This window comes from Enterobacter sp., assembly GCF_977039595.1.
Window position 1 is genome coordinate 56133 of record NZ_CDRQYH010000009.1, and the last position, 24477, is coordinate 80609.

General features: G+C 55.4%; 23 protein-coding genes and 2 tRNA genes. 2 read left to right on the forward strand and 23 right to left on the reverse strand.

Translation table 11 applies throughout. The features are described from left to right. Positions 1-51: 51 nt before the first annotated feature. From ybeD to leuS, 11 genes are all read right to left on the reverse strand, one after another. Positions 52-315, reverse strand: a complete 264-nt coding sequence (gene ybeD, locus ACWYRJ_RS04990; protein WP_006177135.1) for a DUF493 family protein YbeD — start codon at positions 313-315, stop codon at positions 52-54. A 106-nt stretch (positions 316-421) separates the two neighbouring features. Continuing rightward, positions 422-1633: a D-alanyl-D-alanine carboxypeptidase DacA gene (gene dacA / locus ACWYRJ_RS04995; RefSeq protein ID WP_032638844.1), complete on the reverse strand. Its 1212-nt coding sequence runs from the start codon at positions 1631-1633 to the stop codon at positions 422-424. A gap of 139 nt (positions 1634-1772) precedes the next feature. Beyond that, positions 1773-2885, reverse strand: coding sequence for an endolytic peptidoglycan transglycosylase RlpA (gene rlpA / locus ACWYRJ_RS05000; protein WP_149366031.1), 1113 nt, complete (start codon positions 2883-2885; stop codon positions 1773-1775). 16 nt (positions 2886-2901) lie between these two features. Continuing rightward, positions 2902-4014, reverse strand: a complete 1113-nt coding sequence (gene mrdB, locus ACWYRJ_RS05005) for a peptidoglycan glycosyltransferase MrdB (RefSeq protein WP_023310746.1) — start codon at positions 4012-4014, stop codon at positions 2902-2904. A gap of 2 nt (positions 4015-4016) precedes the next feature. Beyond that, positions 4017-5918: a peptidoglycan DD-transpeptidase MrdA gene (mrdA, locus tag ACWYRJ_RS05010; protein WP_008501038.1), complete on the reverse strand. Its 1902-nt coding sequence runs from the start codon at positions 5916-5918 to the stop codon at positions 4017-4019. Between the two features lie 28 nt (positions 5919-5946). Next, entirely contained in the window at positions 5947-6414 is a 468-nt protein-coding gene (rlmH, locus tag ACWYRJ_RS05015) for a 23S rRNA (pseudouridine(1915)-N(3))-methyltransferase RlmH (RefSeq protein ID WP_023310748.1), read from the reverse strand. A 3-nt stretch (positions 6415-6417) separates the two neighbouring features. Continuing rightward, positions 6418-6735, reverse strand: coding sequence for a ribosome silencing factor (gene rsfS, locus ACWYRJ_RS05020; protein ID WP_023334893.1), 318 nt, complete (start codon positions 6733-6735; stop codon positions 6418-6420). 269 nt (positions 6736-7004) lie between these two features. Then, positions 7005-7670, reverse strand: a complete 666-nt coding sequence (gene nadD / locus ACWYRJ_RS05025; protein ID WP_045402141.1) for a nicotinate-nucleotide adenylyltransferase — start codon at positions 7668-7670, stop codon at positions 7005-7007. After that, positions 7663-8694: a DNA polymerase III subunit delta gene (gene holA / locus ACWYRJ_RS05030; protein WP_223582399.1), complete on the reverse strand. Its 1032-nt coding sequence runs from the start codon at positions 8692-8694 to the stop codon at positions 7663-7665. The genes nadD and holA overlap by 8 nt, the downstream gene beginning before the upstream one ends. Continuing rightward, positions 8694-9263, reverse strand: a complete 570-nt coding sequence (gene lptE, locus ACWYRJ_RS05035) for an LPS assembly lipoprotein LptE (RefSeq protein WP_455507506.1) — start codon at positions 9261-9263, stop codon at positions 8694-8696. Before lptE ends, holA begins: the two co-directional genes overlap by 1 nt. A gap of 14 nt (positions 9264-9277) precedes the next feature. Next, positions 9278-11860, reverse strand: a complete 2583-nt coding sequence (gene leuS / locus ACWYRJ_RS05040; RefSeq protein ID WP_455507507.1) for a leucine--tRNA ligase — start codon at positions 11858-11860, stop codon at positions 9278-9280. A gap of 214 nt (positions 11861-12074) precedes the next feature. Here leuS and ACWYRJ_RS05045 point away from each other — a divergent pair, with 214 nt between their 5' ends. Continuing rightward, a complete protein-coding gene (locus tag ACWYRJ_RS05045; protein WP_111964474.1) occupies positions 12075-12557 on the forward strand; it encodes a zinc ribbon-containing protein in 483 nt (160 codons plus the stop codon). Between the two features lie 63 nt (positions 12558-12620). On the opposite strand, the gene rihA is transcribed toward ACWYRJ_RS05045, so the two are convergent. The 10 genes from rihA to miaB form a co-directional block, all read right to left on the reverse strand. Further along, positions 12621-13559 (reverse strand): pyrimidine-specific ribonucleoside hydrolase RihA, encoded by a 939-nt coding sequence (gene rihA, locus ACWYRJ_RS05050; protein WP_455507508.1) that lies wholly within the window; start codon positions 13557-13559, stop codon positions 12621-12623. A 120-nt stretch (positions 13560-13679) separates the two neighbouring features. Further along, positions 13680-14405, reverse strand: a complete 726-nt coding sequence (locus ACWYRJ_RS05055; protein ID WP_014883001.1) for an amino acid ABC transporter ATP-binding protein — start codon at positions 14403-14405, stop codon at positions 13680-13682. Further along, positions 14405-15079 carry a glutamate/aspartate ABC transporter permease GltK gene (gltK, locus tag ACWYRJ_RS05060; RefSeq protein WP_111964391.1) on the reverse strand — a complete coding sequence of 225 codons (675 nt, stop codon included), beginning with the start codon at positions 15077-15079 and terminating at the stop codon, positions 14405-14407. The genes ACWYRJ_RS05055 and gltK overlap by 1 nt, the downstream gene beginning before the upstream one ends. Continuing rightward, on the reverse strand, positions 15079-15819 hold the full coding sequence (gene gltJ, locus ACWYRJ_RS05065) for a glutamate/aspartate ABC transporter permease GltJ (RefSeq protein ID WP_008501048.1): 741 nt from the start codon (positions 15817-15819) through the stop codon (positions 15079-15081). The genes gltK and gltJ overlap by 1 nt, the downstream gene beginning before the upstream one ends. Positions 15820-15974: 155 nt before the next feature. Continuing rightward, entirely contained in the window at positions 15975-16880 is a 906-nt protein-coding gene (locus ACWYRJ_RS05070) for an amino acid ABC transporter substrate-binding protein (protein ID WP_008501049.1), read from the reverse strand. 354 nt (positions 16881-17234) lie between these two features. Then, complete coding sequence (gene lnt, locus ACWYRJ_RS05075) at positions 17235-18773, reverse strand: apolipoprotein N-acyltransferase (protein ID WP_455507509.1); 1539 nt, start codon at positions 18771-18773, stop codon at positions 17235-17237. A gap of 5 nt (positions 18774-18778) precedes the next feature. Next, positions 18779-19657: a CNNM family magnesium/cobalt transport protein CorC gene (corC, locus tag ACWYRJ_RS05080; protein ID WP_021242574.1), complete on the reverse strand. Its 879-nt coding sequence runs from the start codon at positions 19655-19657 to the stop codon at positions 18779-18781. 89 nt (positions 19658-19746) lie between these two features. Continuing rightward, on the reverse strand, positions 19747-20214 hold the full coding sequence (gene ybeY, locus ACWYRJ_RS05085) for an rRNA maturation RNase YbeY (RefSeq protein ID WP_008501052.1): 468 nt from the start codon (positions 20212-20214) through the stop codon (positions 19747-19749). Next, positions 20211-21257 (reverse strand): PhoH family protein, encoded by a 1047-nt coding sequence (locus ACWYRJ_RS05090; protein WP_008501053.1) that lies wholly within the window; start codon positions 21255-21257, stop codon positions 20211-20213. The genes ybeY and ACWYRJ_RS05090 overlap by 4 nt, the downstream gene beginning before the upstream one ends. Positions 21258-21419: 162 nt before the next feature. Beyond that, entirely contained in the window at positions 21420-22844 is a 1425-nt protein-coding gene (gene miaB, locus ACWYRJ_RS05095; protein WP_111964387.1) for a tRNA (N6-isopentenyl adenosine(37)-C2)-methylthiotransferase MiaB, read from the reverse strand. A gap of 135 nt (positions 22845-22979) precedes the next feature. On the opposite strand from miaB, the gene ubiF reads away from it, so the two are divergent. Beyond that, on the forward strand, positions 22980-24155 hold the full coding sequence (gene ubiF / locus ACWYRJ_RS05100; protein ID WP_455507510.1) for a 3-demethoxyubiquinol 3-hydroxylase: 1176 nt from the start codon (positions 22980-22982) through the stop codon (positions 24153-24155). 98 nt (positions 24156-24253) lie between these two features. Here ubiF and ACWYRJ_RS05105 read toward each other — a convergent pair. Then, positions 24254-24328, reverse strand: a tRNA-Gln gene (locus ACWYRJ_RS05105). Positions 24329-24364: 36 nt separating this feature from the next. Next, a tRNA-Gln gene (locus ACWYRJ_RS05110) sits at positions 24365-24439 on the reverse strand. Between the last annotated feature and the right edge of the window lie 38 nt (positions 24440-24477).

Genomic DNA, 24477 nt, shown 5'->3' on the forward strand with positions numbered 1-24477 from the left:
TATCACAGCGGGGAGAGGGGTTACCCGGCAAACCGGGTAACCGCGAAGGGGCTACAGCACCATACGAACAATTTCGATATTGCCGAGTTCTTCGTAAAGCGTTTCAACCTGCTCAATATGTGTCGCAGTGATGGTAATAGAAACCGAGTGGTAGTTGCCCTTGCTGCTTGGTTTTACTGACGGAGAGTAGTCACCGGGCGCATGGCGCTGTACCACTTCAACCACCTGATCAACCAGCTCAGGTTTCGCCAGACCCATTACTTTGTAGGTAAATGAGGTAGGGAATTCAAGCAGTTCGTTAAGTTTGGTTTTCATGTCAGCTCCGGCGTAACGTCAAAAAATAATAACTCCCACGTCAGGTGGGAGTTATCAGGATACTTAGTATATGGGGATCAAAATCACACTTTCAAGTGTTCAATTTTTAACCAAACCAGTGGTGGAACATCAATTTAATGTAATCAATGATTTTGCCGAAGAAATTGCCTTCAGGAATTTCTTGCAGGACCACCAGCGGACGCTGATCGATCGTTTTGCCATCCAGCTGGAAGTTGATGGTGCCCACAACCTGGTTCTTCTGCAGCGGGGCGTGCAGCTCGGTGCTGTTCAGTACGTAGCTGGCTTTCAGATCCTTCATACGACCACGCGGAATGGTCAGGTACAGGTCTTTATCAACGCCGAGAGAAGCACGGTCGTTGTCGCCGAACCAGACGGGTTCAGACGCAAACTCTTTGCCTGCTTTCAGTGGATTCACGGTTTCGAAGAAACGGAAGCCCCAGGTCAGCAGTTTCTTGCTTTCTGTTTCACGACCTTTGAAGGTGCGTCCGCCCATCACGGCAGAGATCAGACGCATCTGACCTTCAGTGGCAGAGGCCACCAGGTTGTAGCCCGCTTTGTCGGTGTGGCCAGTTTTGATGCCGTCAACGTTCAGGCTGTTATCCCACAGCAGACCGTTACGGTTGGTCTGACGAATACCGTTGAAAGTGAACTCTTTCTCTTTATAGATAGAGTATTCATTGGGGACATCGCGGATCAGCGCCTGACCAATCAGCGCCATGTCACGCGCGGAGCTGTACTGGCCGTCTGCATCCAGGCCGTGTACGGTCTGGAAATGGCTATTTTTCAGACCCAGCGCGTTCACGTAGCTGTTCATCAGGCCCACGAAGGCGTCCTGGCTACCGGCGGCGAAATCGGCCATTGCCACGCAGGCGTCGTTACCCGACTGCAGGTTGATACCGCGAATCAGCTGGGAAACAGGAACCTGCATACCCGGCTTCAGGAACATCAGAGAGGAACCTTTGAAAACAGGGTTCCCGGTTGCCCACGCATCGTTACCGATGGTGACCAGATCCGATTCTTTGAATTTACCTGCCTTCATCGCCTGGCCGATAACGTAGCTGGTCATCATTTTGGTCAGGCTGGCCGGGTCACGGCGGGCATCGGCATTCTGTTCTGCCAGCACTTTGCCAGAGTTGTAATCGATCAGGATGTAGGATTCCGCGTCGATTTGCGGAACGCCAGGGATCATGGTCTTGATATTCAGGTCATCGGCATGAGCTGCAGAGAGCGCAGCCGCGCAAAGGGCCGTGGTCAGCGCCATGCGCTGCACAAAACGAGCAGAAAAAGTGGTCTTCATGGTCAGAACTACGACATCCGTGATGGAATTAAAAAAAGTGCCTTACTATAGCAAATGCTATTCAGGCAGGCATCCGACTTTAAGCATGAGTTTGTGAATGCGTTTTACACAAACTGACAATTCGGATACCGCCGGTTAATTATTTTGCAACAGCGATAAATGACTGAAGCTGAGCTTCATTCTGCAAACGCTGCTGCAGGGAGGCGGCCTGCGATTTGCTGGCAAATGGCCCCATCTGAATGCGCCAGACCGCACCGTTCTGCTCAACGCGTCCAGGTACGCCAAACTGCTGGCTCAGACGCTGCTGATACTGTTTGGCCCGGGCCTGATCGCTCACTGCACCGACCTGAACCACATAGCTGCCGCTGGCTGCTGTTGAAGCCGCCACCGCCGCACTTTGCGTGGCCGCGGGCGCCGTTACGGGAGCCGGCTGGGTTGCTGGCGCGGCAACGGGAGCAGGGGCTGGAGTAGGCTCACTGCCTTCGAGCACGCCCGAGGCTAAGGTCGTTGGGGCGCCAAGAAAACCGCTACTCTTTACCGGTGCGCCGGTAGAATCCTCGCTTTGCAGCGTATCATTACTGATCGGGCGTATTTCTCCTCCCGGCTGAGCAGGCTCTGCCGGAGACGAGACGCTTCCCATTCCGCCGTCAAGATTTGGGCGGTCAGGAAGGGCATAGGTCTGTTTTGCGACCGTCGTACACGCGGTTCCCGGCCCGGAGAGCGAACCATCCTGCGCGACGATAATCGGGTCAATACGGACCTTGGTGTTGTTCGAGGTGTTCAGGCGATCGGCAGACGCGCGCGACAGGGAAATCACCCGGTCATTCCCGTACGGGCCGCGGTCGTTGATGCGCACGACGATCATACGGCCGTTCGCCAGGTTGGTGATACGGGCGTAGCTCGGGATAGGCAGCGTCGGATGTGCTGCCGTCAGCTGCATTGGGTCGAACGCTTCCCCGGATGCCGTCAGGTTACTGCCTGGCTCGGCATCATAAATGGCGGCAAAGCCCGCCTGACTGAAACGGGAAGGGTCCTGAACAATTTTATAGCTTTTGCCGTCGCGCTCGTAATCCTGATTGGCACTGGCATTCAGCGGTTCATAAACGGGATCGGCACCGCTGATTTCAACGATCGGGCCATTACACACCGCAGGCTGCGGCGGCGCGACGGTTGCCTGTTGCTGACCATCATCACTTGTGCAGGCCGCAAGTAAACTTGCCGCAATGCAGATCCCCAGCCACTGCTTACGCATTCCGATCCCCTTATTTTTATACGCTTTTTGACAACATTTTTCTGTGGGTATGGATCGACATTACGATACCAAACCCGGCCATCAACACGATCAGTGCCGAGCCTCCGTAACTCACCAGCGGCAGCGGTACGCCTACCACCGGCAGAATACCACTCACCATACCAATATTTACGAAGACATAAACGAATAAAATCAGCATCAACCCGCCAGCCATGACGCGACCAAAGGTGGTTTGCGCGCGTGCTGCAATCCACAATCCACGCATGATCAGCAGTACATAAAGCGCCAGCAATATTAAGATGCCAACCAGTCCCAGTTCTTCCGCCAGTACGGCAAAGATAAAGTCGGTGTGGCGTTCCGGTAAAAATTCCAGCTGAGACTGCGTGCCGTGCAGCCAGCCTTTACCGCGCAGCCCGCCGGAGCCAATCGCAATCTTTGACTGAATAATATGATAGCCCGCGCCCAGCGGATCGGTTTCCGGATCGAGCAGCATCATAACGCGCTGGCGCTGGTAGTCATGCATCAGGAAGAACCACAGGATAGGAATGAAAGCCGCAATCAGCACCACCGCGATACCAATCAGGCGCCAGCTCAGTCCCGAGAGGAACAGGACAAACAGGCCGGAGAGGGCAATAAGGATTGAGGTGCCGAGGTCAGGCTGTGCCGCAACCAGCAGCGTTGGCAGGAAAATCAGCACCAGCGCGATAGCGGTATTCTTCAGAGACGGCGGACAGACGTCGCGGTTGATAAAGCGTGCCACCATCAGTGGAACGGCGATTTTGGCAATTTCAGAGGGCTGGAAGCGGACAACGCCCAGATCCAGCCAGCGCTGCGCCCCTTTTGAAATGGCGCCAAACGCATCGACCGCAACCAGCAGAATAATACAGAAGATGTAGAGATAGGGCGCCCAGCCTTCGTAGACGCGCGGCGGGATCTGCGCCATCACCACCATGATAATTAGACCCATGGCAATCTGGCCGATTTTGCGCTCCATCATCCCGATGTCCTGGCCGCTGGCGCTCCAGATAACCAGCGCGCTGTAAACCAGCAGAGCCAGCAGGATCAGCAGCATGGCTGGGTCGATGTGGATTTTGTCCCACAGCGATTTTTTATTTGGATTATCCGTCATGATTATTGGTCCTCCGCCGCAGCGGCGGCCGGGTTTTCAGCCGGCAGTTCGGTGTTGTTATCACCCAGCATAATGTGGTCAAGGATCTGGCGCATGATAGTCCCTACTGCAGGCCCGGCACCGCCGTTCTCGAGAATCATCGCCACCGCGACCTGCGGGTTGTCATAAGGAGCAAACGCCGTCATCAGCTTATGGTCACGCAGACGTTCAGCAATGCGGTGCGCGTTATAGGTTTCATTGGCCTTAAGACCAAACACCTGCGCAGTACCGGACTTCGCCGCCACTTTGTACGGCGTCCCGGCGAAATATTTGTGTGCGGTACCGTTCGGGCGGTTTGCCACGCCGTACATACCGTCTTTCGCAATTTCCCAGAAGCCTGAATGTATGTCACCCACCGGGGCTTCATGCGGCTGGTTCCACGGCACTTTTTTGCCGTCTTCAACCGTACTCTGCAGCAGATGCGGCACTTTCACCACGCCGTCATTGATGAGGATCATCATGGCTTTGTTCATCTGAAGCGGCGTTGCCGTCCAGTAGCCCTGACCGATACCCACCGGAATGGTGTCGCCCTGATACCACGGTTTTTTAAAGCGCTTCAGCTTCCATTCGCGCGTAGGCATGTTGCCGGAGCGTTCTTCTGCAAGGTCAACGCCGGTATAGTGTCCGTAGCCGAATTTGCTCATCCATTCTGACAGGCGGTCGATCCCCATGTCATACGCCACCTGATAGAAGAAGGTATCCGCAGACTCCTCCAGCGATTTGGTGACGTTCAGATGACCGTGGCCCCATTTTTTCCAGTCACGATAGCGCTTATCTGAGCCAGGTAGCTGCCACCAGCCTGGGTCAAACAGGCTGGTATTACGGTTGATGACGCCGGCACTCAGCGCAGAAACCGCGACGTACGGTTTAACCGTTGATGCCGGCGGGTAAACCCCTTGCGTTGCACGGTTCACCAGCGGCGTGTTCGGATCGTTCAGCAGACCGGAATAGTCTTTACTGGATATGCCGTCAACGAAGAGGTTCGGGTCATAGCTAGGCATGGAGACCATCGCCAGGATGCCGCCGGTACGAGGATCGGTGACCACAACGGCTGCACGACTGCCCGCCAGCAGAGTTTCAATATACTGCTGAAGCTTGAGGTCGAGCGTCAGATAGACGTCATGCCCCGCCTGAGGCGGCACTTCTTTCAGCTGGCGGATCACGCGGCCACGGTTGTTAACCTCAACCTCTTCATAGCCGGTTTGCCCGTGCAGAACGTCTTCGTAGTAACGTTCGATCCCCAGCTTACCGATATCGTGCGTTGCGGCGTAGTTGGCCAGCTTGCCGTCTTTATCAAGACGGTCAACGTCTTTGTCGTTAATTTTGGAAACGTAGCCAATCACATGCGTCAGGGCGGAGCCGTAGGGATAGTAGCGACGCTTATAGCCCTTCACTTCCACGCCGGGGAAACGGTACTGGTTCACCGCAAAGCGGGCCACCTGAACTTCCGTCAGATTGGTTTTAACCGGAATGGAGGTAAAACGGTGAGAGCGGGCGCGCTCTTTTTTGAAGGCGGCGATATCGTCATCGTTAAGGTCGACAACGCTCTTTAGCGCTTCCAGCGTATCCTGAACGTTATCGACTTTTTCCGGCATCATCTCGATTTGATAGATGGTGCGGTTTAGCGCCAGCGGGGTGCCGTTACGATCGTAAATAATGCCGCGGCTGGGTGCGATAGGCACCAGCTTAATACGGTTTTCGTTTGAACGCGTCTGGTAGTCGGTAAAGCGGACAATTTGCAGATTATAAAGGTTGGCGATCAGCACGCCGGTAAGCAGCAAAATCCCGGTAAAGGCGACCAGCGCCCGGCGCACAAACAGCGCGGACTCAGCCGTATAGTCGCGAAAAGAATTCTGTAGTTTCATCCGCTGCTTAATCTACCCTGGTCAGTCATTACTCGCGGTGATAGGGGTGGTTGGTAGTAATGCTCCACGCGCGATACAGGCTTTCAGCCACCAGTACCCGAACGAGCGGGTGGGGAAGCGTCAGCGCGGAGAGGGACCAACTTTGTTCAGCCGCCGCTTTGCAGGCAGGGGATAACCCTTCTGGCCCGCCAATCAACAGACTGACGTCACGGCCATCCTGCTTCCAGCGCTCCAGTTCTTGCGCCAGCTGCGGCGTATCCCAGGGTTTACCTGGAATATCGAGGGTGACGATGCGGTTCTTGCCTGCGGCAGCCAGCATCAGTTCGCCCTCTTTATCGAGAATACGTTTGATATCAGCGTTCTTGCCGCGCTTACCGGCGGGAATTTCCACCAGCTCGAACGGCATGTCTTTTGGAAAACGACGCAGATATTCAGTAAAACCGGTTTGTACCCAGTCCGGCATTTTGGTGCCGACGGCGACCAGCTGCAACTTCACGCATTAACCCCAGAGTTTTTCCAGCTCATACAGGCGACGGCTCTCGTCCTGCATGACGTGGACAATCACATCGCCGAGGTCGACTACTACCCAGTCAGCCGTCGCTTCACCTTCAACGCCCAGCGGCAACAGCCCTGCTGCACGCGATTCCTGAACCACGTGATCGGCAATTGAAACAACATGACGCGTCGATGTACCGGTGCAGATGATCATGCAGTCGGTAATACTGGATTTACCCTTAACGTCGATAGCGATGATGTCCTGACCTTTCAGGTCATCAATTTTGTCAATAACAAAATCCTGGAGTGCTTTACCCTGCAAGTTTTCCCCCTGGGGTGAATGAGATTGTAAAACTTTGAATTCGTAGCCAGACAGTATACCTGAACTCACGCCTGTGTCGGGACAAATGTCTTCGGTCGGGCTTCAGAAGGCGGGTATCATCCCACCCTCCGCCTGAGATTGCATCGCCATTTTTGTAAAACAATTTCTGTAAAGCAATTATCGGCGGGAAAGTCTGGCAGCGGAGAATAACAGTATGGCTTACCCTGTCAAGGCAGGATAAACAATAAGCCCCTTTTTATGCCCTCCGGCTATTCATCTGCGCTTTTCTGATACAAACCGTGCGCATGGATATAGGCTAACACCGGTGCGGGGAGCAGATCGTCACAGGCTAAACCCTGCTGTAAACGCTCACGAATGAGGGTCGCAGAGATATCGAACCACGGCGTTTCCGCAAGATAGATCTTCCCGGCAGGCTGATTGTGAAGATCTTCAACATTATCGGTGAGATGGTCTTCCAGCCACTGCTGGTACTGCGCTTCGCGCATGGTCAGCGGATAGCCCGGACGGCGGCAGACCAGCAAATGGCTGTTCTCCAGAATAGTTTCATACTGATGCCATGTGGGGAAATTCAGCAGGGAATCCTGGCCGATGATAAACGCCAGCGGCTGGTCTGGCCCTTGTTCGGCGCGCCACTCCTGAAGCGTCTGAGATGTCCAGGAGGGGGTGTCGCGACGCAGCTCACGCTCGTCAAGTCGGAAGAGGGGTTTATCCGCGATGGCCAGGGCAAGCATCTCTTTTCGCTGCTCGCTGGTCGCCTCGGGCTGTGGACGATGGGGCGGGACATTGTTGGGCATAATGGTGACGCGCTGAAGGCCGATCAGATTCGCCAGAATTTCAACCGGCTTCAGATGCCCGTAATGTACCGGGTCGAAGGTGCCGCCATATAAGGCCTGTAAAGAATGCATGCTATCCATCAATAAAAACGTCTGCCAGCGCCTTGTGGCAGAGCAGCAGAGAAAGGCTTTCCAGCTCCGCCCACACCGACTGGCCGTAATCTTGTTTTAACGTGAGCTCTGCGCGCATCAGAAGCTGTACAGCCTGACGAAGCTGTTCATGACTCAGGCGGTTGACGGCCTCGGTGGTCAAAGCCCGGCGATTTTGCCACACGCGGTGTTTATCAAACAGCGAACGCAGCGGCGTATGGGCAGACTGACGCTTGAGCGTAATCAGCAGCAGTAATTCGCGCTGCAGCGTACGCAGCAGAATAACGGGTTCGCTCCCTTCGAGACGCAGCTGTTGCAGAATATGCAGGGCGCGTTTGCTTTTCGCCGACAGCAGCGCGTCCACCCAGTGGAACGGCGTGAAGTGTGCCGCGTCGTTAACGGCCTGCTCGACGCGCGGCAAGGTCAGCTTGCCATCCGGCCAGAGCAGGGAGAGTCTGTCCAGCGCCTGTGCCAGTGCAAGCAGATTGCCTTCATAGCAGTAGCAGAGCAGTTGGTTCGCCGCATCATCCAGCTGAAGGTTGTTCTGCTTCGCTCTCGCTGCGACCCATTTTGGCAGATGCGCCTGTTCAGGCGTCTGACAGGTGACCTGCACCGCGTGGGCTGCGAGTTGGGTGAACCACGCCGCGTTTTCCTGCGCTTTGGTGAGTTTGTTACCGCGCACAATCAGCAGCAGATCGCTGTGAAGCAGGCTGACCAGCGTGGCCAGCTGTTCATTGATGGCCGCGTTAGGGCCGTTCTCCGGCAGCAGGATCTGAATAGTCTGGCGCGACGCAAAAAGGCTCATCGCCTGACAGAGTGAGAAGAGGGCATTCCAGTCGGTGCTGTTATCCAACTGGACGGTGTGGTGTTCATCGAAGCCCTGAGAAGCGGCCTCATGCCGCACGGCATCCAGGCTTTCCTGAAGTAATAACGGATCGTTTCCAAGAAGCAGATACGCCGCGCGCAGCCCTTCTTTGAGCTGCGCGCGGAGTTGTTCAGGATACAGCCTGATCATCATTTACCCAGAGAGTTAGCAGCAGGAAGCGTGCCAGCAACCGGTTTTTCAACAATGTCAGAGCCTTGTTTGGTAGACGCTGCAATACTTGGCAGTTTACGGATCAGCTGTTCCGCCGCCTTGTCGTACATTTCGTTGATGATAATCTGCTGTTCGGCATCTTTTGCCAGCGCCGTCTGCGGGTTATCGAAGAACGAACGGTACACTTTCGTGCTGATCGGATAGATGTCTTTACCCGGGATCAGGACCGCTGCGCTGACCGTCAGCACCATCTGATATTCAGCTGTACGGCCATCCTGGAAGATAGAAGCGGTATCTCTCGACAGACCTCCTCCTATAATACGCAGAGACGGTACATCCTGGCGCAGCGTTTGTTTCTCAACAAGCTCAACGCCGTTCAGACGCAGCTGATTACGAATTGCCCGGCTGAGTGGGCCATTCGGATCTGATGAGTCGAAAATCATCGTTTTCATCTCAGCAGGCACCGCCGTGGTATCGCGCAGGTGCCATCCGCAGCCAGCGGTGACAAGCACCGCCAGTGATAAGAGTATTGTTGCCAGTTGTCGCACGTTTCCTCCCGCGCTTAGCCAACGACCAGATTGAGCAGTTTACCCGGTACGTAGATCACTTTACGTACGGTAACGCCCTCAAGATATTTTGCGACCAGAGGTTCCTGACCCGCGCGCTCGCGAACCTGTTCTTCGGTTGCATCGACCGCCACGGTAATTTTACCGCGGACTTTACCGTTCACCTGAACCACTACCAGCGTCGTGTTTTCCACCATCGCTGCTTCGTCAGCCTGCGGCCACGGCGCGTTGTCGATATCTCCTTCGCCTTTCAGCTCCTGCCACAGGGTGAAGCTAACGTGTGGAGTGAACGGGTTCAGCATGCGAACAACAGCCAGCAGTGCTTCACGCATTAAGGCGCGATCCTGCTCACCGTCCTGCGGGGCTTTCGCCAGCTTGTTCATCAGTTCCATAATAGCCGCAATTGCGGTATTGAAGGTCTGACGACGACCAATATCATCGGTTACTTTCGCAATCGTTTTATGAACATCACGACGCAGCGCCTGCTGATCTTCAGTCAGTGCGGCGGCGTTCAGCACTGGGGCATCACCCAGAGCAGTATGTTCGTAAACCAGTTTCCAGACGCGTTTCAGGAAACGGTTAGCGCCTTCAACGCCAGATTCCTGCCACTCCAGAGTCATATCAGCCGGAGAGGCAAACATCATGAACAGACGAACGGTGTCTGCACCGTAGCGCTCAACCATCACCTGTGGGTCGATACCGTTGTTTTTCGACTTGGACATCTTGCTCATGCCGGTATAAACCAGTTCATGACCTTCGGCGTCTTTCGCCTTCACGATACGGCCTTTCTCGTCGCGCTCGACGATGGCGTCAACCGGAGAAACCCAGTTACGCTCGCCGTTGGCACCGACGTAATAGAATGCATCTGCCAGCACCATGCCCTGACACAGCAGCTGTTTGGCCGGTTCGTCAGAGTTCACCATGCCCGCATCGCGCATCAGCTTGTGGAAGAAGCGGAAGTAAAGCAGGTGCATGATGGCGTGTTCAATGCCGCCGATGTAGATATCTACCGGCAGCCAGTAGTTTGCCGCTTTGGAATCCAGCATGCCTTCCTGATACTGCGGGCAGGTGTAGCGCGCATAGTACCAGGATGACTCCATAAAGGTGTCAAAGGTGTCGGTTTCGCGCAGCGCAGGCTGACCGTTGACGGTGGTTTTTGCCCACTCAGGATCGGCTTTGATCGGGCTGGTGATGCCGTCCATGACGACGTCTTCCGGCAGGATCACCGGGAGCTGATCTTCCGGCGTTGGCATCACGGTGCCATCTTCCAGCGTCACCATTGGGATTGGTGCACCCCAGTAACGCTGACGGGATACGCCCCAGTCGCGCAGACGGAAGTTAACCTTACGCTCACCCACGCCCAGAGAGGCCAGCTTATCGGCGATGGCGTTGAAGCCCTCTTCGAAGCTCAGACCGCTGAACTCGCCGGAGTTGAACAAGGTCCCTTTTTCGGTCAGCGCGTGTTCAGACAGGTCTGGTTCTGAACCATCAGCCGCCAGGATAACAGGCTTGATGGTCAGGCCATATTTGGTGGCAAATTCGTAGTCGCGCTGGTCGTGACCCGGAACGGCCATCACGGCGCCTGTGCCGTACTCCATCAGAACGAAGTTGGCGGCCCAGACAGGGATCGCTTCGCCAGTCAGTGGGTGAATGGCTTTAAAGCCGGTATCAACGCCTTTTTTCTCCATCGTTGCCATATCGGCTTCGGCCACTTTGGTGTTGCGGCACTCGTCGATGAAGGTAGCCAGTTCCGGATTGTTTTCCGCTGCTTTCTGCGCCAGCGGGTGACCTGCGGCCACGGCCAGGTAGGCCGCGCCCATGAAGGTGTCCGGACGGGTGGTGTAGACGGTCAGGGTCTGGTCGTAGTTCTCAACGTTGAAGGTGATTTCCACGCCTTCGGAACGGCCGATCCAGTTGCGCTGCATGGTCTTAACGGTATCTGGCCAGTGGTCGAGGTTATCCAGATCGTTCAGCAGCTCATCAGCGTAAGCGGTGATTTTGATAAACCACTGTGGAATCTCTTTACGCTCAACTTTAGTGTCGCAGCGCCAGCAGCAGCCATCAATAACCTGTTCGTTCGCGAGAACGGTCTGGTCATTCGGACACCAGTTAACGGCAGAGGTCTTCTTATACACCAGCCCTTTTTTGTACAGCTCGGTGAAGAACTTCTGCTCCCAGCGATAGTATTCTGGGGTACAGGTTGCCAGCTCGCGGCTCCAGTCATAGCCAAAGCCCAGCATTTTGAGCTGGTTTTTCATGTACGCGATGTTGTCGTACGTCCACGGTGCCGGTGCGGTGTTGTTTTTGACCGCTGCGCCTTCCGCAGGAAGACCGAACGCATCCCAGCCGATAGGCTGGAGCACGTTTTTGCCGAGCATGCGCTGGTAACGCGCAATCACATCGCCGATGGTGTAGTTACGCACGTGGCCCATGTGTAGTCGACCAGAAGGATAGGGAAGCATCGACAGGCAGTAATACTTCTCTTTGCTCTCGTCTTCGGTTACTTCAAAGGTGCGCTTCTCGTCCCAGTGTTGCTGGACTTTTGATTCTATCTCTTCCGGGCGGTATTGCTCTTGCATGGCAGCCAGTGGTCCTGTTTTCAATACAGCTACAAATGTAGCCAATGGATGTGGTAATTCAGATCCGCATAGCATAGCCCAAACGCCCGCGTCAAAACAGCCTTTCGCACAAATGCGCTTTGCAGGAATTTACCGGGTCTGTGCTTCACCTGACAAAGCGGCGATGAAATAAGGTCTATTATTAGAAATAGTTACTTACCCGGGAGGCAAAATGATGAACAAGGTTGCTCAATTTTACCGCGAACTGGTGGCGACACTGACGGAACGGCTGCGTAACGGCGAGCGCGATATCGATGCGCTGGTGGAGCAGGCGCGTGCCCGCGTGTCGCAAACGGGTGAGTTAACGCGAACCGAAGTGGAAGAGGTGACGCGTGCCGTGCGTCGCGATCTGGAGGAGTTCGCGCGCAGCTACCAGGAGAGCCAGGAGGAGGTCACGGACAGCGTTTTCATGCGGGTGATCAAAGAGAGCCTGTGGCAAGAGCTGGCCGACATCACGGATAAAACGCAGCTGGAATGGCGCGAGGTCTTTCAGGATTTGAACCACCACGGTGTGTACCACAGCGGTGAGGTGGTCGGGCTGGGAAATCTGGTGTGCGAGAATTGCCACCACCATATTGCGGTCTATACGCCGGACGTGCTGCCGCTGTGTCCGAAATGCGGCCACGATCAGTTCCAGCGTCGGCCGTTTGAGCCCTAAGTAAAGCGCAGGTTTGCGCCCTCTCCCTGTGGGAGAGGGCCGGGGTGAGGGCATCAGGCCGCATTACGCACTATAGTAAGCCAGCCTCTCCGCCAGCAAATCCACAAACGCCTCCCGGTCAATATCCACCATCACCGTAGTATTCGGCTTATTTCCCGTCAGCGAGTAGTAGTCCACCACCGTCATGCCCTGGGTGTATTTCCCCTGCGTTTCGACGCCAACCCATCTGTGAACCGTAGTAAACATCTCCGGTTTTAACAGCCAGGCAATGGTGCACGGATCGTGCAGCGGCGCGCCGTGGAAGCCCCACTTCTCGGCTTTGTGATACTCCATAAAGAAGTCGAGCAGCTCAGCCACGGTTGTCGCGACCGGATTACCCACGGCACGGAAGCGCTCAATGTCGTCTGCCATAATCTGTGCGCGATGGGTCACGTCCAGCCCTGCCATCACAACTGGCAAGCCTGACTGGAACACAATCTCCGCCGCTTCCGGGTCGACAAAAATGTTGAATTCTGCGGACGGCGTCCAGTTTCCCAGCCCCATGGCTCCGCCCATGATGACGATACGGGCGATTTTACCGTGCAGTTCAGGATGGCTGTTCAGCAGCAGCGCGACGTTGGTTTGCGGTCCCGTTGCCACCAGCGTGACGGGCTCCGCGCTCTCGCGCAGCACCTTCGCCATCAGCTCCACGGCGGTACAGTTTTGCGGCGTAAAGCCCGGCTCCGGCAGTGCCGGACCGTCCAGCCCGCTTTCACCATGCACGTTATCCGCGATAATTAATTCACGCATCAGGGGCTTGAGGGCGCCACCGGCGACGGGAATATCGGTGCGCCCAAGCAGCGTCAGCATGCGCAAAACGTTACGCAGGGTTTTAACCGGCGTCTGGTTTCCGGCGGAAGAAGTGACGGCTTTGACGTCGAGTTCAGGGGAGGCAAGTGCAAGAACGAGCGCGATCGCGTCATCATGACCCGGATCGCAATCGAAAATGATGGGTTGTGCCATAGCGTTCTCCATTCATAGCGTTATTTTGTGACAAGGTTAACGCTGCAATGTGACGCCGAATAGATAAAGAGAGTTAAAGCGTGAAGCAGTGCGCAATCCGCAGATTGCGCACCGGGAAGATTAGTGCAGGATTTTGGCGAGGAAATCTTTCGCACGTTCAGATTTCGGGTTGGCGAAGAACTCCTCTTTCGGAGAATCTTCGACAATTTTCCCTTCGTCCATAAAGATCACGCGGTTGGCCACCTTACGGGCGAAGCCCATTTCGTGGGTCACAACCATCATGGTCATCCCTTCGTGCGCCAGCTCGACCATCACGTCCAGCACTTCATTGATCATCTCTGGATCGAGCGCCGACGTGGGCTCATCAAACAGCATAGCCACCGGATCCATGCACAGCGCGCGGGCGATCGCCACACGCTGCTGTTGGCCGCCGGAGAGCTGCGCCGGGAACTTATCGGCATGCGCCGAGAGCCCAACGCGTTCCAGGAGCTTAAGGCCTTTCTCGCGCGACGCTTTTTTATCACGCTTAAGCACTTTCACCTGAGCCAGCGTCAGGTTCTCAATAATGGAGAGGTGAGGGAACAGCTCAAAATGCTGGAACACCATGCCAACGTGAGAGCGAAGCTGGGCGAGGTTGGTTTTCTTGTCGTTGACTTTGGTGCCGTTGACGACGATCTCACCCTGCTGGACCGGCTCCAGTCCGTTAACGGTTTTGATCAGCGTCGATTTACCGGAACCGGACGGCCCGCACACCACTACCACATCACCTTTTTTTACCTCGGTGGAGCAGTCGGTCAGCACCTGAAAGTGCCCATACCATTTAGAAACATTTTTCAGGGAAATCATTATACCGTCCTTTTCTTCAGCCAGCTGACCAACAGCGACGCGCTTAAACTAATCACAAAATAGACCGCACCCGCAAAGAGCACCATCTCAACCTGCGTACCATCACGTTCACCGATGGTTGACGCGGTACGGAAGAAGTCTGCCAGACTCAGAACGTAGACCAGCGAGGTATCCTGGAACAACACGATACCCTGGGTAAGCAGGAGCGGAACCATGGCGCGAAACGCCTGCGGCAGAATAATGAGCTGCATGGACTGCCAGTGCGTCATCCCCAGGGCCAGCGCGGCGCTGGATTGCCCACGGGAGATACTCTGAATGCCCGCTCGGATAATCTCAGAGTAGTAAGCGGCCTCAAACATTGAGAACGCCACCATGGCGGAGATCAGACGGATATCGGTTTTCGGCGACAGCCCCAGCACGTTTTGCAGGAAGCCGGGCACGATCAGGTAAAACCACAGCAGCACCATTACCAGCGGGATGGAGCGGAACACGTTAACGTAGGCGGTCGCAAACCATGCGAGCGGCTTAAAGCTCGACAGGCGCATGACGGCCAGCAGGGTGCCCCAGACGATACCGACGATGATGGCAATGACGGTGATTTTTAAGGTAATCATCAGTCCATCAAGCAGGTAAGGCATGGATGGAACGACAGAACTCCAGTCAAATTCGTACATTATTTGCCCCCCATGTTGCCCGGCAGGCGAATTTTGCGTTCAACCAGGTTCATCACCAGCATGATGAAAGCGTTAATCAGAACATACGCGAGCGTGATCGCGGTGAAGGATTCCCACGCGTGAGCGGAGTAATCCAGCAGTTTGCCCGCCTGCGCGGCCATATCGACCAGGCCGATAGTCGAGGCGATGGCCGAGTTTTTCACCAGGTTCATCATCTCTGAGGTCATCGGTGGAACGATAACGCGGTAGGCGTTTGGCAGCAGCACGTAGCGGTAGGTTTGGGGCAGCGTCAGGCCCATCGCCAGGCCCGCATTTTTTTGTCCGCGCGGCAATGACTGAATGGCGGCACGCACCTGCTCGCAAACGCGCGCAGCGGTAAACAGCCCCAGACACATCATGGAGGAGACAAAGAACTGCACGTTCGGATCCAGTTCCGACTTGAACCACATGCCAATATTTTCCGGCAGCAGTTCCGGGATAACCAGATACCAGGTAAAGAATTGCACGATCAGCGGAACGTTACGGAACAGTTCCACATACAGGGTGCCAAGTGTTGAAAGAAAGCGGTTAGGGACGGTGCGCAGAATACCGAACAAAGAACCGACAAGAAACGCGATAATCCACGCCGTTATCGATAATGCCACGGTGACCTGAAAGCCGCTCCACAGCCAGCCAAGATAGGTGGTGTTGCCGAACGGGGCTTGTTGCAGGAATATGCCCCAGTTCCAGTCGATTGACATAATAAACTCCAGAAAAAAAAGGGTAGCAGCGCTACCCTCGAAGATTGGTGAGAAGCTCATTTTTCGCGCTGAGTGGGGAACGACCACTCAACGTATAGTCTGTCCATGCTTCCCGACAATCGAGAGGGCAGGAGATCCCGCCCCTGTTGTTCTAATTAGTTAAGAGCCTTGTCATTTGGAGATTTGAACAGCGCTTTCATGTCGTCAGACAGTTCAAAATTCATGTTCAGGTTTTTCGGTGGAATCGGGTTCTTGAACCATTTGTCGAACCATTTTTCCGCTTCGCCGGAGGTCTGCACCTGAGCGATGGTGTCATCGATCAGCTTTTTAAACTGCGGATCGTCTTTACGCAGCATACAGCCGTAGGCTTCTTTCGACTGCGCGGTACCGACGATATCCCAGTTGTCTGGTTTTTTCGCTTTCGCACGCTCGCCTGCCAGCAGGGCGTCATCCATCATAAACGCGACGGCACGGCCGCTTTCCAGGGTACGGAAGGAGTCGCCATGGTCTTTCGCGCTGATGATGCGCATGTCCATTTTCTTCTCGTCGTTCAGCTTGTGGAGCAGCACTTCTGACGTGGTACCGGAGGTAACAACGACCGCTTTACCTTTCAGGTCAGCGAAGTCTTTGATCTCACCGCCTTTCTTCGTCAGCAGGCGGGTACCCACGACAAAGATGGTGTCAGAGAAAGCAGCCTGTTTCTGACGCTCCAGGTTGTTAGTGGTGGAGCCACACTCGAAGTCAAAGGTGCCGTTTTGCAGCAGTGGAATACGGTTCTGTGAAGTGATTGGGATCAGCTTCACCTGCAGGTCAGGTTTGTTCAGCTTTTTCTTCACGGCTTCAACGATGGCGTTGGAGTAATCCTGTGAATAGCCCACGACTTTTTGCGTGTTGTCGTAGTAAGAGAACGGGACAGAAGATTCACGGTGGCCGACCACGATAACGCCGTTTTTGGCAATCTTGTCGAGAGTACTGCCTGCTGCAGGCGCATCTTCAGCGTGAACCACGCCTGCAGACATTCCCATAACCAGCATTGCTGTGGCCAGTTTACGTAATTGCATACCCAACTCCTTTTTTATCAGCGCCAGTGACGCATTGATACCCATTGTGATGTTGTTATATCTCGCGCAATGCGAGTGCAGTGTTATGCAAGCTTGTTAACATTTAGTCTGGCTTAATGTAAAGATTTTGCTGCGTTATTGTTTATTTTTGCGAAGCGCGCCGCACCATTCAGAGGCAAATATCTCCCGTTGCACCGTTACGGTGCTGCCGGTGATCTACGCTGGTGCGACAAAGTTGCACGTTAAGCCAAACTGCGTTTACCTGAATAAACAAAGCAATAGGCGTGCCAGTTTTAAGATTTGGAAGGGATTGCCGGGTAAGGCGTAGCCGCCACCCGGCAACAGAAGGGAAGGTTATTTACGACGCTGGCGCAGGCTCATCAGCACCGCGCCAAAGCCGAATAGCGCGGTCAGGATCCACAGCGGCCAGTTGCCGGTGCGCGCATATGGCGTCAGGCCTGTGGTTGGCGTGACATTCGTGGTCAGCACCTCTCGGGTAAACTGCGGGATCATCGCCTGGATTTCACCCTGCGGACCAATCACAGCGGTGATGCCGTTGTTGGTACTGCGCAGCAGCGGACGCGCCAGCTCCAGAGAGCGCATACGTGCCATCTGGAAGTGCTGCCACGGGCCGATTGACTTACCAAACCAGGCATCGTTGGAGATGGTCAGCAGATAGTCTGTATCAGGGCGGAAGTTATCGCGCACCTGCTCGCCGAGGATGATTTCGTAGCAGATAGCCGCCGTCAGGGCTGCGCCGTGCGCGTGCAGCTGAGGCTGTACGTACGGGCCGCGGCTGAAAGAGGACATCGGCAGGTCGAAGAACGGGGCCAGCGGGCGCAGAATCGACTCCAGCGGGACAAATTCACCAAACGGCACCAGGTGGTTCTTGTTGTACCGGTCAGTGGAGTGGTAGCTGTATTCGCTGTCTTTGCCGAGCGTAATGATGGTGTTGTAGGTGTCGTAGCGGTTCTGCTGATTCAGACGCGCATCGACAATCCCGGTGATTAGCGTGCTGCCGCGCGCCACCAGCAGGTCGTTCATCATGTTGAGGAACGGCTGCTGATTGATTTCCAGATCGGGAATGGCAGACTCCGGCCAGATAATCAGCTGCGATTTACCCATCACCTCTTCGGTGGCGTTGGCGTAGATCTTCAGCGTGTTTAGCAGCTCTTTCTCGTCCCACTTCATGGACTGCGGGATATTCCCCTGCACCATGGAAACCTGCATGGCGCGCGCGGGCTCAGGCGTGAACCACTGGATATAGCGCAGCGGGAAGGGAAGGGCGAACAGCACCAGCGCCATAACCAGCGGCTTCCAGCAGCGCGTGACCAGCGCCAGAACCAGCAGGCCGCTCACCACCATCAGCAGGAAGTTGATGGCCTCAACGCCCATTACCGGCGCCAGGCCTTTGAGCGGGCCGTCAATCTGACTGTAGCCGAACTGCAGCCACGGGAAGCCGGTCAGCACCCAGCCGCGCAGGAATTCCGTGATCTGCCAGACCACCGGTGCGGCAATGGCAACGCGCAGCCAGCTGGTTTTGGGCCACAGGCGAGAAAGGATGCCGGCGAACAGACCGGTATAGAGCGAGAGATACGCGGCGAGCAGGACCACCAGGAAGACGTTTACCGGGCCAGGCATACCGCCAAACTGGGCGATGCTGACGTAGACCCAGTTAATACCTGAGCCAAACAGCCCCAGTCCCCAGAAGTAGCCGATAGCGGCAGCCTGTACCGGACGACGGTTCAGGATCAGACCCTGAAGCCCCATCAGGGAGAGTATGGCCGCGGGCCAGATATCGTAAGGAGAAAAAGCCAGCGTACCGCTGGCTCCGAGTAACAGCGCCAGCAGCAAACGGACGCGCTGGCGTTCAAGCAATGGGGCAAATGCCATTTACATTAATCTTCCAGTTTTGGCACCGGTGAGTCGTCCGGCGTTCTGACATGAACCTGTATAATACGTCGGCTGTCGGCCATTGCCACTTTGAACTGGTAACCGTCGATGTCAACGGTTTCACCGCGCGCCGGGAGATGACCAAAGGCCTGCATCACCAGCCCGCCAATGGTATCGACCTCTTCATCGCTGAAGTGGGTCCCGAAGGCGTCGTTGAAGTCCTCAATGGAGGCCAGCGCGCGCACGGTCCAGGTGTGGCGGCTGAGCTGACGGAAGTCGATATCCTCTTCTTCGTCGTACTCGTCTTCGATTTCGCCCACGATCAGCTCAAGAATATCCTCGATCGTGACCAGACCGGAAACACCGCCAAATTCATCAATAACAATCGCCATGTGGTAACGCTGAGAGCGAAACTCTTTCAGCATCCGATCCACACGTTTACTTTCCGGCACAACCACGGCCTGGCGTAACACTTTTTCCATGCTGAAGGCTTCGGCATCGCTGCGCATAAACGGCAGCAGATCTTTCGCCATCAAAATCCCTTCGATGTGATCTTTGTCTTCGCTGATGACCGGGAAACGCGAGTGGGCGGATTCGATGATCACATCGAGGCACTCGTCCAGGGTCTGGTTACGTTTCAGGGTTATCATCTGCGAGCGGGGGATCATGATATCGCGAACGCGCTGGTCGGCGATGTCCATGACCCCTTCGAGCATTTCGCGCGTATCTTCGTCGATAAGGTCGTTCTGCCCGGAATCACGAATCAGCTCCAGCAGTTCATCACGGTTTTTGGGTTCGCCGTGGAAAAGCTGGTTCAGAATGAGGGAGAAAAATCCCTTTTTACTGGTTGTCGTGTCGCTACTGTGTGAATTGTCGTCGCTCATGGCGTTTGTTAAGGGTTCTCTTGTTAGTTCAACGTTTACCGCCACGCGATATCCTTTCGTGGCGGCAGGGGAGTCAGTCAGGTGACGGACTATTCTTTCTCGGCAATGTACGGATCCTCATAGCCCAGAGCAAGCATTATCTCTGTCTCGAGGGACTCCATCTCTTCCGCTTCGTCATCTTCAATGTGATCGTAGCCGAGCAGATGCAGACTGCCGTGTACCACCATATGCGCCCAGTGGGCCTCAAGCGGCTTTTGCTGCTCTTTCGCTTCCTGTTCAACCACCTGACGGCAGATGATCAGATCGCCCAGCAGCGGCATCTCGATACCCGGCGGCGCTTCGAACGGGAAAGAGAGCACGTTGGTCGGCTTATCTTTCCCGCGATAGGTCAGGTTAAGCTCATGGCTTTCCGCTTCATCCACCAGGCGAATCGTAACTTCTGATTCTTCCTGAAACTGAGGAATAACGGCATCCAGCCATTTCTGAAACTGTGCCTCATCTGGCATGCCGGAATTGTCTTCACAGGCCAGCTGTAAATCGAGGATCACCTGACTCATTTCTGTTCTTGCTCCTGCGCTTCGCGCTTACGTTCTGCGGCCAGTTCGGCCTTACGCTTCTGATCCGCCTCTTCCCAGGCTTCATAGGCGTTTACGATACGCGCGACCACCGGGTGGCGTACCACGTCTTCACTGTGGAAGAAGTTAAAGCTGATTTCGTCGACCTCGGCCAGCACCTCGATGGCGTGGCGCAGGCCGGATTTGGTGCTGCGCGGCAGGTCGATCTGGGTGACGTCGCCGGTGATGACCGCTTTCGAGTTAAAGCCGATACGCGTCAGGAACATCTTCATCTGTTCGATGGTGGTGTTCTGGCTCTCATCGAGAATGATGAACGCATCGTTCAGCGTACGGCCGCGCATGTAGGCGAGCGGGGCCACTTCGATAACGTTACGCTCAATGAGCTTCTCGACCTTCTCAAAGCCCAGCATTTCGAACAGCGCATCGTATAAAGGACGCAGATACGGGTCGACCTTCTGGCTCAGATCGCCCGGCAGGAAGCCCAGCTTTTCGCCCGCTTCAACGGCCGGACGGGTCAGCAGAATTCGACGGATCTCCTGGCGTTCCAGCGCATCGACCGCCGCGGCAACGGCCAGATAGGTTTTACCCGTGCCCGCCGGCCCCACCCCGAAGGTGATGTCGTGGTCGAGGATATTGGCGATGTACTGTGCCTGGTTTGGCGTACGCGGCTTAATGACGCCACGTTTCGTCTTGATATTGATTGCCTTACCGTAGTCCGGAACGCTTTCCGCGCTTTGCTCAAGCACGCGCGCCTCTTTAATAGCGAGGTGAATTTGTTCCGGTTCGATATCCTGAATTTCGCCGCGCATGGGGGAGGTGTCGACATACAGGCTACGCAGAATGTCCGCAGCGGCATTGACGCAGATAGGGCGTCCGGTAAGTTTGAAATGATTATCGCGACGATTGATTTCGATACCCAGACGTCGCTCCAGTTGTTTGATGTTGTCATCAAACGGCCCGCACAGGCTCAGCAGGCGAGCGTTGTCTGCTGGCTCAAGGCTAATTTCACGCGTATCTATGTTCAAACTGTTCCTCTTTGATTGGTTAACTGATCCGTTGCGACAGGCGTAATAAAACGGTCATTACCGAAATTATTCACGCCACAGAATAAAGGCGCAAGCGTTGCGGAAGATATTGGGGACGATGAGAGGAAATACAAGGCCTGCCGGAAGGGCAGGCCAGAAGGATTATGGCTGGTAAATCCCAACGCCAGAATCGTTTTCTTTGCGAGTACGAGAGATGACGGATTCAGGTGACTCGGCAATACGCAGGCCCATTTCATCCTCGGTGCGGACCACTTTCGCGCGCAGCGAGTTGGTCAGCACTTCGATAATCTCGACGTCCACGAATTTACCGATCATATCCGGAGTGCCTTCAAAGTTCACCACGCGGTTGTTTTCAGTACGACCGGACAGCTCCATAATGCTCTTACGGGAAGTGCCTTCCACCAGAATGCGCTGAACGGTGCCGAGCATGCGGCGGCTCCACGCGTTGGCCTGCTGGTTAATACGTTCCTGCAGAATATACAGACGTTGCTTTTTCTCTTCTTCCGGCACATCGTCAACCATATCGGCCGCCGGTGTCCCGGGACGCGCAGAGAAGATGAAGCTGTAGCTGACGTCAAAATTCACTTCGCCGATGAGCTTCATGGTGCGCTCGAAGTCATCAGCGGTTTCGCCAGGGAAGCCGACGATAAAGTCAGAGCTAATCTGGATATCCGGACGCGCTTCACGCAGCTTGCGAATGGTGGACTTATATTCCAGCACCGTATGCGGGCGGCCCATCAGGTTCAGCACGCGGTCAGAGCCGCACTGAATCGGCAGGTGCAGGAAGCTCACCAGCTCTGGCGTATCGCGATAGACGTCAATGATGTCATCGGTAAACTCCATCGGATGGCTGGTGGTAAAGCGAATGCGGTCGATGCCGTCAATCGCGGCCACCAGGCGCAGCAGCTCAGCAAAGCTGCCGGTGGTACCGTCGTAGTTTTCCCCGCGCCAGGCGTTAACGTTCTGGCCCAGCAGGTTAACTTCGCGAACGCCCTGCGCGGCAAGCTGTGCGATTTCAAACAGAATATCGTCTGCCGGACGGCTGACTTCTTCACCACGGGTGTAAGGCACCACGCAGTACGTGCAGTATTTGTTGCAGCCCTCCATGATGGAGACGAAGGCGGTTGGGCCATCGGCTCGCGGCTCTGGCAGACGGTCGAATTTTTCGATTTCCGGGAAGCTGACGTCAACGACCGGGCTACGGTTGCCGCGAACCTGATTGATCATCTCCGGCAGGCGGTGGAGGGTCTGAGGACCAAAGACAATATCCACATACGGGGCTCTCTGGCGGATCAGCTTGCCTTCCTGCGACGCGACGCAGCCGCCCACCCCGATGATCAGGTCCGGATTTTTTCGTTTGAGAAGTTTCCAGCGTCCTAATACGTGAAAGACTTTTTCCTGCGCTTTTTCACGAATCGAACAGGTGTTCAGCAGCAGCACGTCCGCTTCTTTCGCATTTTCAGTCAGCTGGTATCCGTGGGTGGTATCCAGCAGATCGGCCATCTTGGATGAATCGTATTCGTTCATCTGACAGCCCCAGGTTTTTATATGGAGTTTTTTAGTCATCGACTTGCTCAGCTCAGGATTGCAAGCCGCGTATTGTAATGCTTTGGTGGGGTTGTGACCAGTATGAAGGTTGTGTGTCTCAGGACCGCAAAAATCCGGTAAACTTAAGGGATTCTCCAATAAGGAAAATTGACCATGACACTCCTACACACCGAAGTTGCCGTTGTCGGCGGCGGTATGGTCGGCGGCGCGCTGGCGCTGGGGCTGGCGAAGCAGGGATTTGAGGTAACGATAATTGAACAGGCTGCTCCGCCAGCCTTCGATCCCGCTAGCAAACCTGATGTGCGCATATCCGCGATCAGCGCGGCGTCCGTCGATCTGCTGCGCGGGCTGGGCGTCTGGGAGGCGGTGCTGGAAATGCGCGCGCACCCCTATAGCCGTCTTGAAACCTGGGAGTGGGAAAATGCCCACGTCGCGTTTGATGCCGCTGAGCTGAAGCTGCCGCGCCTGGGCTATATGGTGGAAAACAACGTGCTCCAGCGGGCGCTCTGGCAGTCGCTGGAGGCGCATCCGCAGGTGACGCTGCGCGTGCCTGCGTCGCTTAAGGCGCTGCATCCTCACGATAGTGGGTATTTACTGACGCTCGACAACGGCGATGAGCTGGCCGTGAAGCTGGTCATTGGGGCGGACGGTGCTAACTCGCAGGTTAGACAGATGGCGGGAATTGGGATTCATGCCTGGCAGTATGAGCAGTCCTGCATGCTGATTACCGTCGAGTGCGAGAATGCACCGGGCGAGAGTACCTGGCAGCACTTTACCCCGAATGGCCCGCACGCCTTTTTACCGCTGTTCGATAACTGGGGATCGCTGGTGTGGTACGACAAACCGGCGCGCATTCGCCAGCTGCAGGGGCTTTCAATGGAGCAATTGCAGCGGGAAATCCGCCTGCACTTCCCGAGCCGTCTGGGCAACGTCACGCCGGTCGCTGCCGGGGCGTTCCCCCTCACGCGACGTCACGCTTTGCAGTATGCCCGTGAAGGGCTGGCGCTGGTGGGCGATGCGGCACACACCATTCATCCGCTGGCCGGGCAGGGTGTCAACCTGGGGTATCGTGATGTCGATGCGTTACTGGATGTGCTGGGCAGTGCCCGCGGACACGCGGAAAACTGGGCCAGCCATCAGGTCCTGAAGCGTTATCAGACGCGACGCATGGCGGATAACTTTATCATGCAGTCGGGGATGGATCTGTTCTATGCCGGGTTCAGCAATGATTTAGCCCCGGTGCGCATTCTGCGTAATCTTGGATTGATGGCAGCGGAGCGTGCCGGTGGTCTGAAGCGTCAGGCGCTGAAATACGCCCTGGGACTTTAATATTGATGCCCTCTCCCCGTGGGAGAGGGCATCAGGCTACTCGATTCTGAACAACAAAAACAAAAAAGCCCGCAGAGCGGGCTTTTTTGTTACTTAAGTGGCTGGGGTGCAGGGATTCGAACCCCGGAATGCTGGTATCAGAAACCAGAGCCTTACCGCTTGGCGACACCCCAATTGCGTTAAACAAACTGCTTAACGACTTTTTAAATTGGCTGGGGTACGAGGATTCGAACCTCGGAATGCCGGAATCAGAATCCGGTGCCTTACCGCTTGGCGATACCCCAACAAATTGGTTTTGTTAACTAAAAAGCGACTATGTGAA

Bases quoted from the DNA above. Each gene is read 5' to 3' on its own strand.
- ybeD (WP_006177135.1), bottom strand. From the start codon at position 315: ATGAAAACCAAACTTAACGAACTGCTTGAATTCCCTACCTCATTTACC.
- dacA (WP_032638844.1), bottom strand. From the start codon at position 1,633: ATGAAGACCACTTTTTCTGCTCGTTTTGTGCAGCGCATGGCGCTGACC.
- rlpA (WP_149366031.1), bottom strand. From the start codon at position 2,885: ATGCGTAAGCAGTGGCTGGGGATCTGCATTGCGGCAAGTTTACTTGCG.
- mrdB (WP_023310746.1), bottom strand. From the start codon at position 4,014: ATGACGGATAATCCAAATAAAAAATCGCTGTGGGACAAAATCCACATC.
- mrdA (WP_008501038.1), bottom strand. From the start codon at position 5,918: ATGAAACTACAGAATTCTTTTCGCGACTATACGGCTGAGTCCGCGCTG.
- nadD (WP_045402141.1), bottom strand. From the start codon at position 7,670: ATGGATAGCATGCATTCTTTACAGGCCTTATATGGCGGCACCTTCGAC.
- holA (WP_223582399.1), bottom strand. From the start codon at position 8,694: ATGATCAGGCTGTATCCTGAACAACTCCGCGCGCAGCTCAAAGAAGGG.
- leuS (WP_455507507.1), bottom strand. From the start codon at position 11,860: ATGCAAGAGCAATACCGCCCGGAAGAGATAGAATCAAAAGTCCAGCAA.
- ACWYRJ_RS05045 (WP_111964474.1), top strand. From the start codon at position 12,075: ATGAACAAGGTTGCTCAATTTTACCGCGAACTGGTGGCGACACTGACG.
- rihA (WP_455507508.1), bottom strand. From the start codon at position 13,559: ATGGCACAACCCATCATTTTCGATTGCGATCCGGGTCATGATGACGCG.
- ACWYRJ_RS05055 (WP_014883001.1), bottom strand. From the start codon at position 14,405: ATGATTTCCCTGAAAAATGTTTCTAAATGGTATGGGCACTTTCAGGTG.
- gltK (WP_111964391.1), bottom strand. From the start codon at position 15,079: ATGTACGAATTTGACTGGAGTTCTGTCGTTCCATCCATGCCTTACCTG.
- gltJ (WP_008501048.1), bottom strand. From the start codon at position 15,819: ATGTCAATCGACTGGAACTGGGGCATATTCCTGCAACAAGCCCCGTTC.
- ACWYRJ_RS05070 (WP_008501049.1), bottom strand. From the start codon at position 16,880: ATGCAATTACGTAAACTGGCCACAGCAATGCTGGTTATGGGAATGTCT.
- lnt (WP_455507509.1), bottom strand. From the start codon at position 18,773: ATGGCATTTGCCCCATTGCTTGAACGCCAGCGCGTCCGTTTGCTGCTG.
- corC (WP_021242574.1), bottom strand. From the start codon at position 19,657: ATGAGCGACGACAATTCACACAGTAGCGACACGACAACCAGTAAAAAG.
- ybeY (WP_008501052.1), bottom strand. From the start codon at position 20,214: ATGAGTCAGGTGATCCTCGATTTACAGCTGGCCTGTGAAGACAATTCC.
- miaB (WP_111964387.1), bottom strand. From the start codon at position 22,844: ATGACTAAAAAACTCCATATAAAAACCTGGGGCTGTCAGATGAACGAA.
- ubiF (WP_455507510.1), top strand. From the start codon at position 22,980: ATGACACTCCTACACACCGAAGTTGCCGTTGTCGGCGGCGGTATGGTC.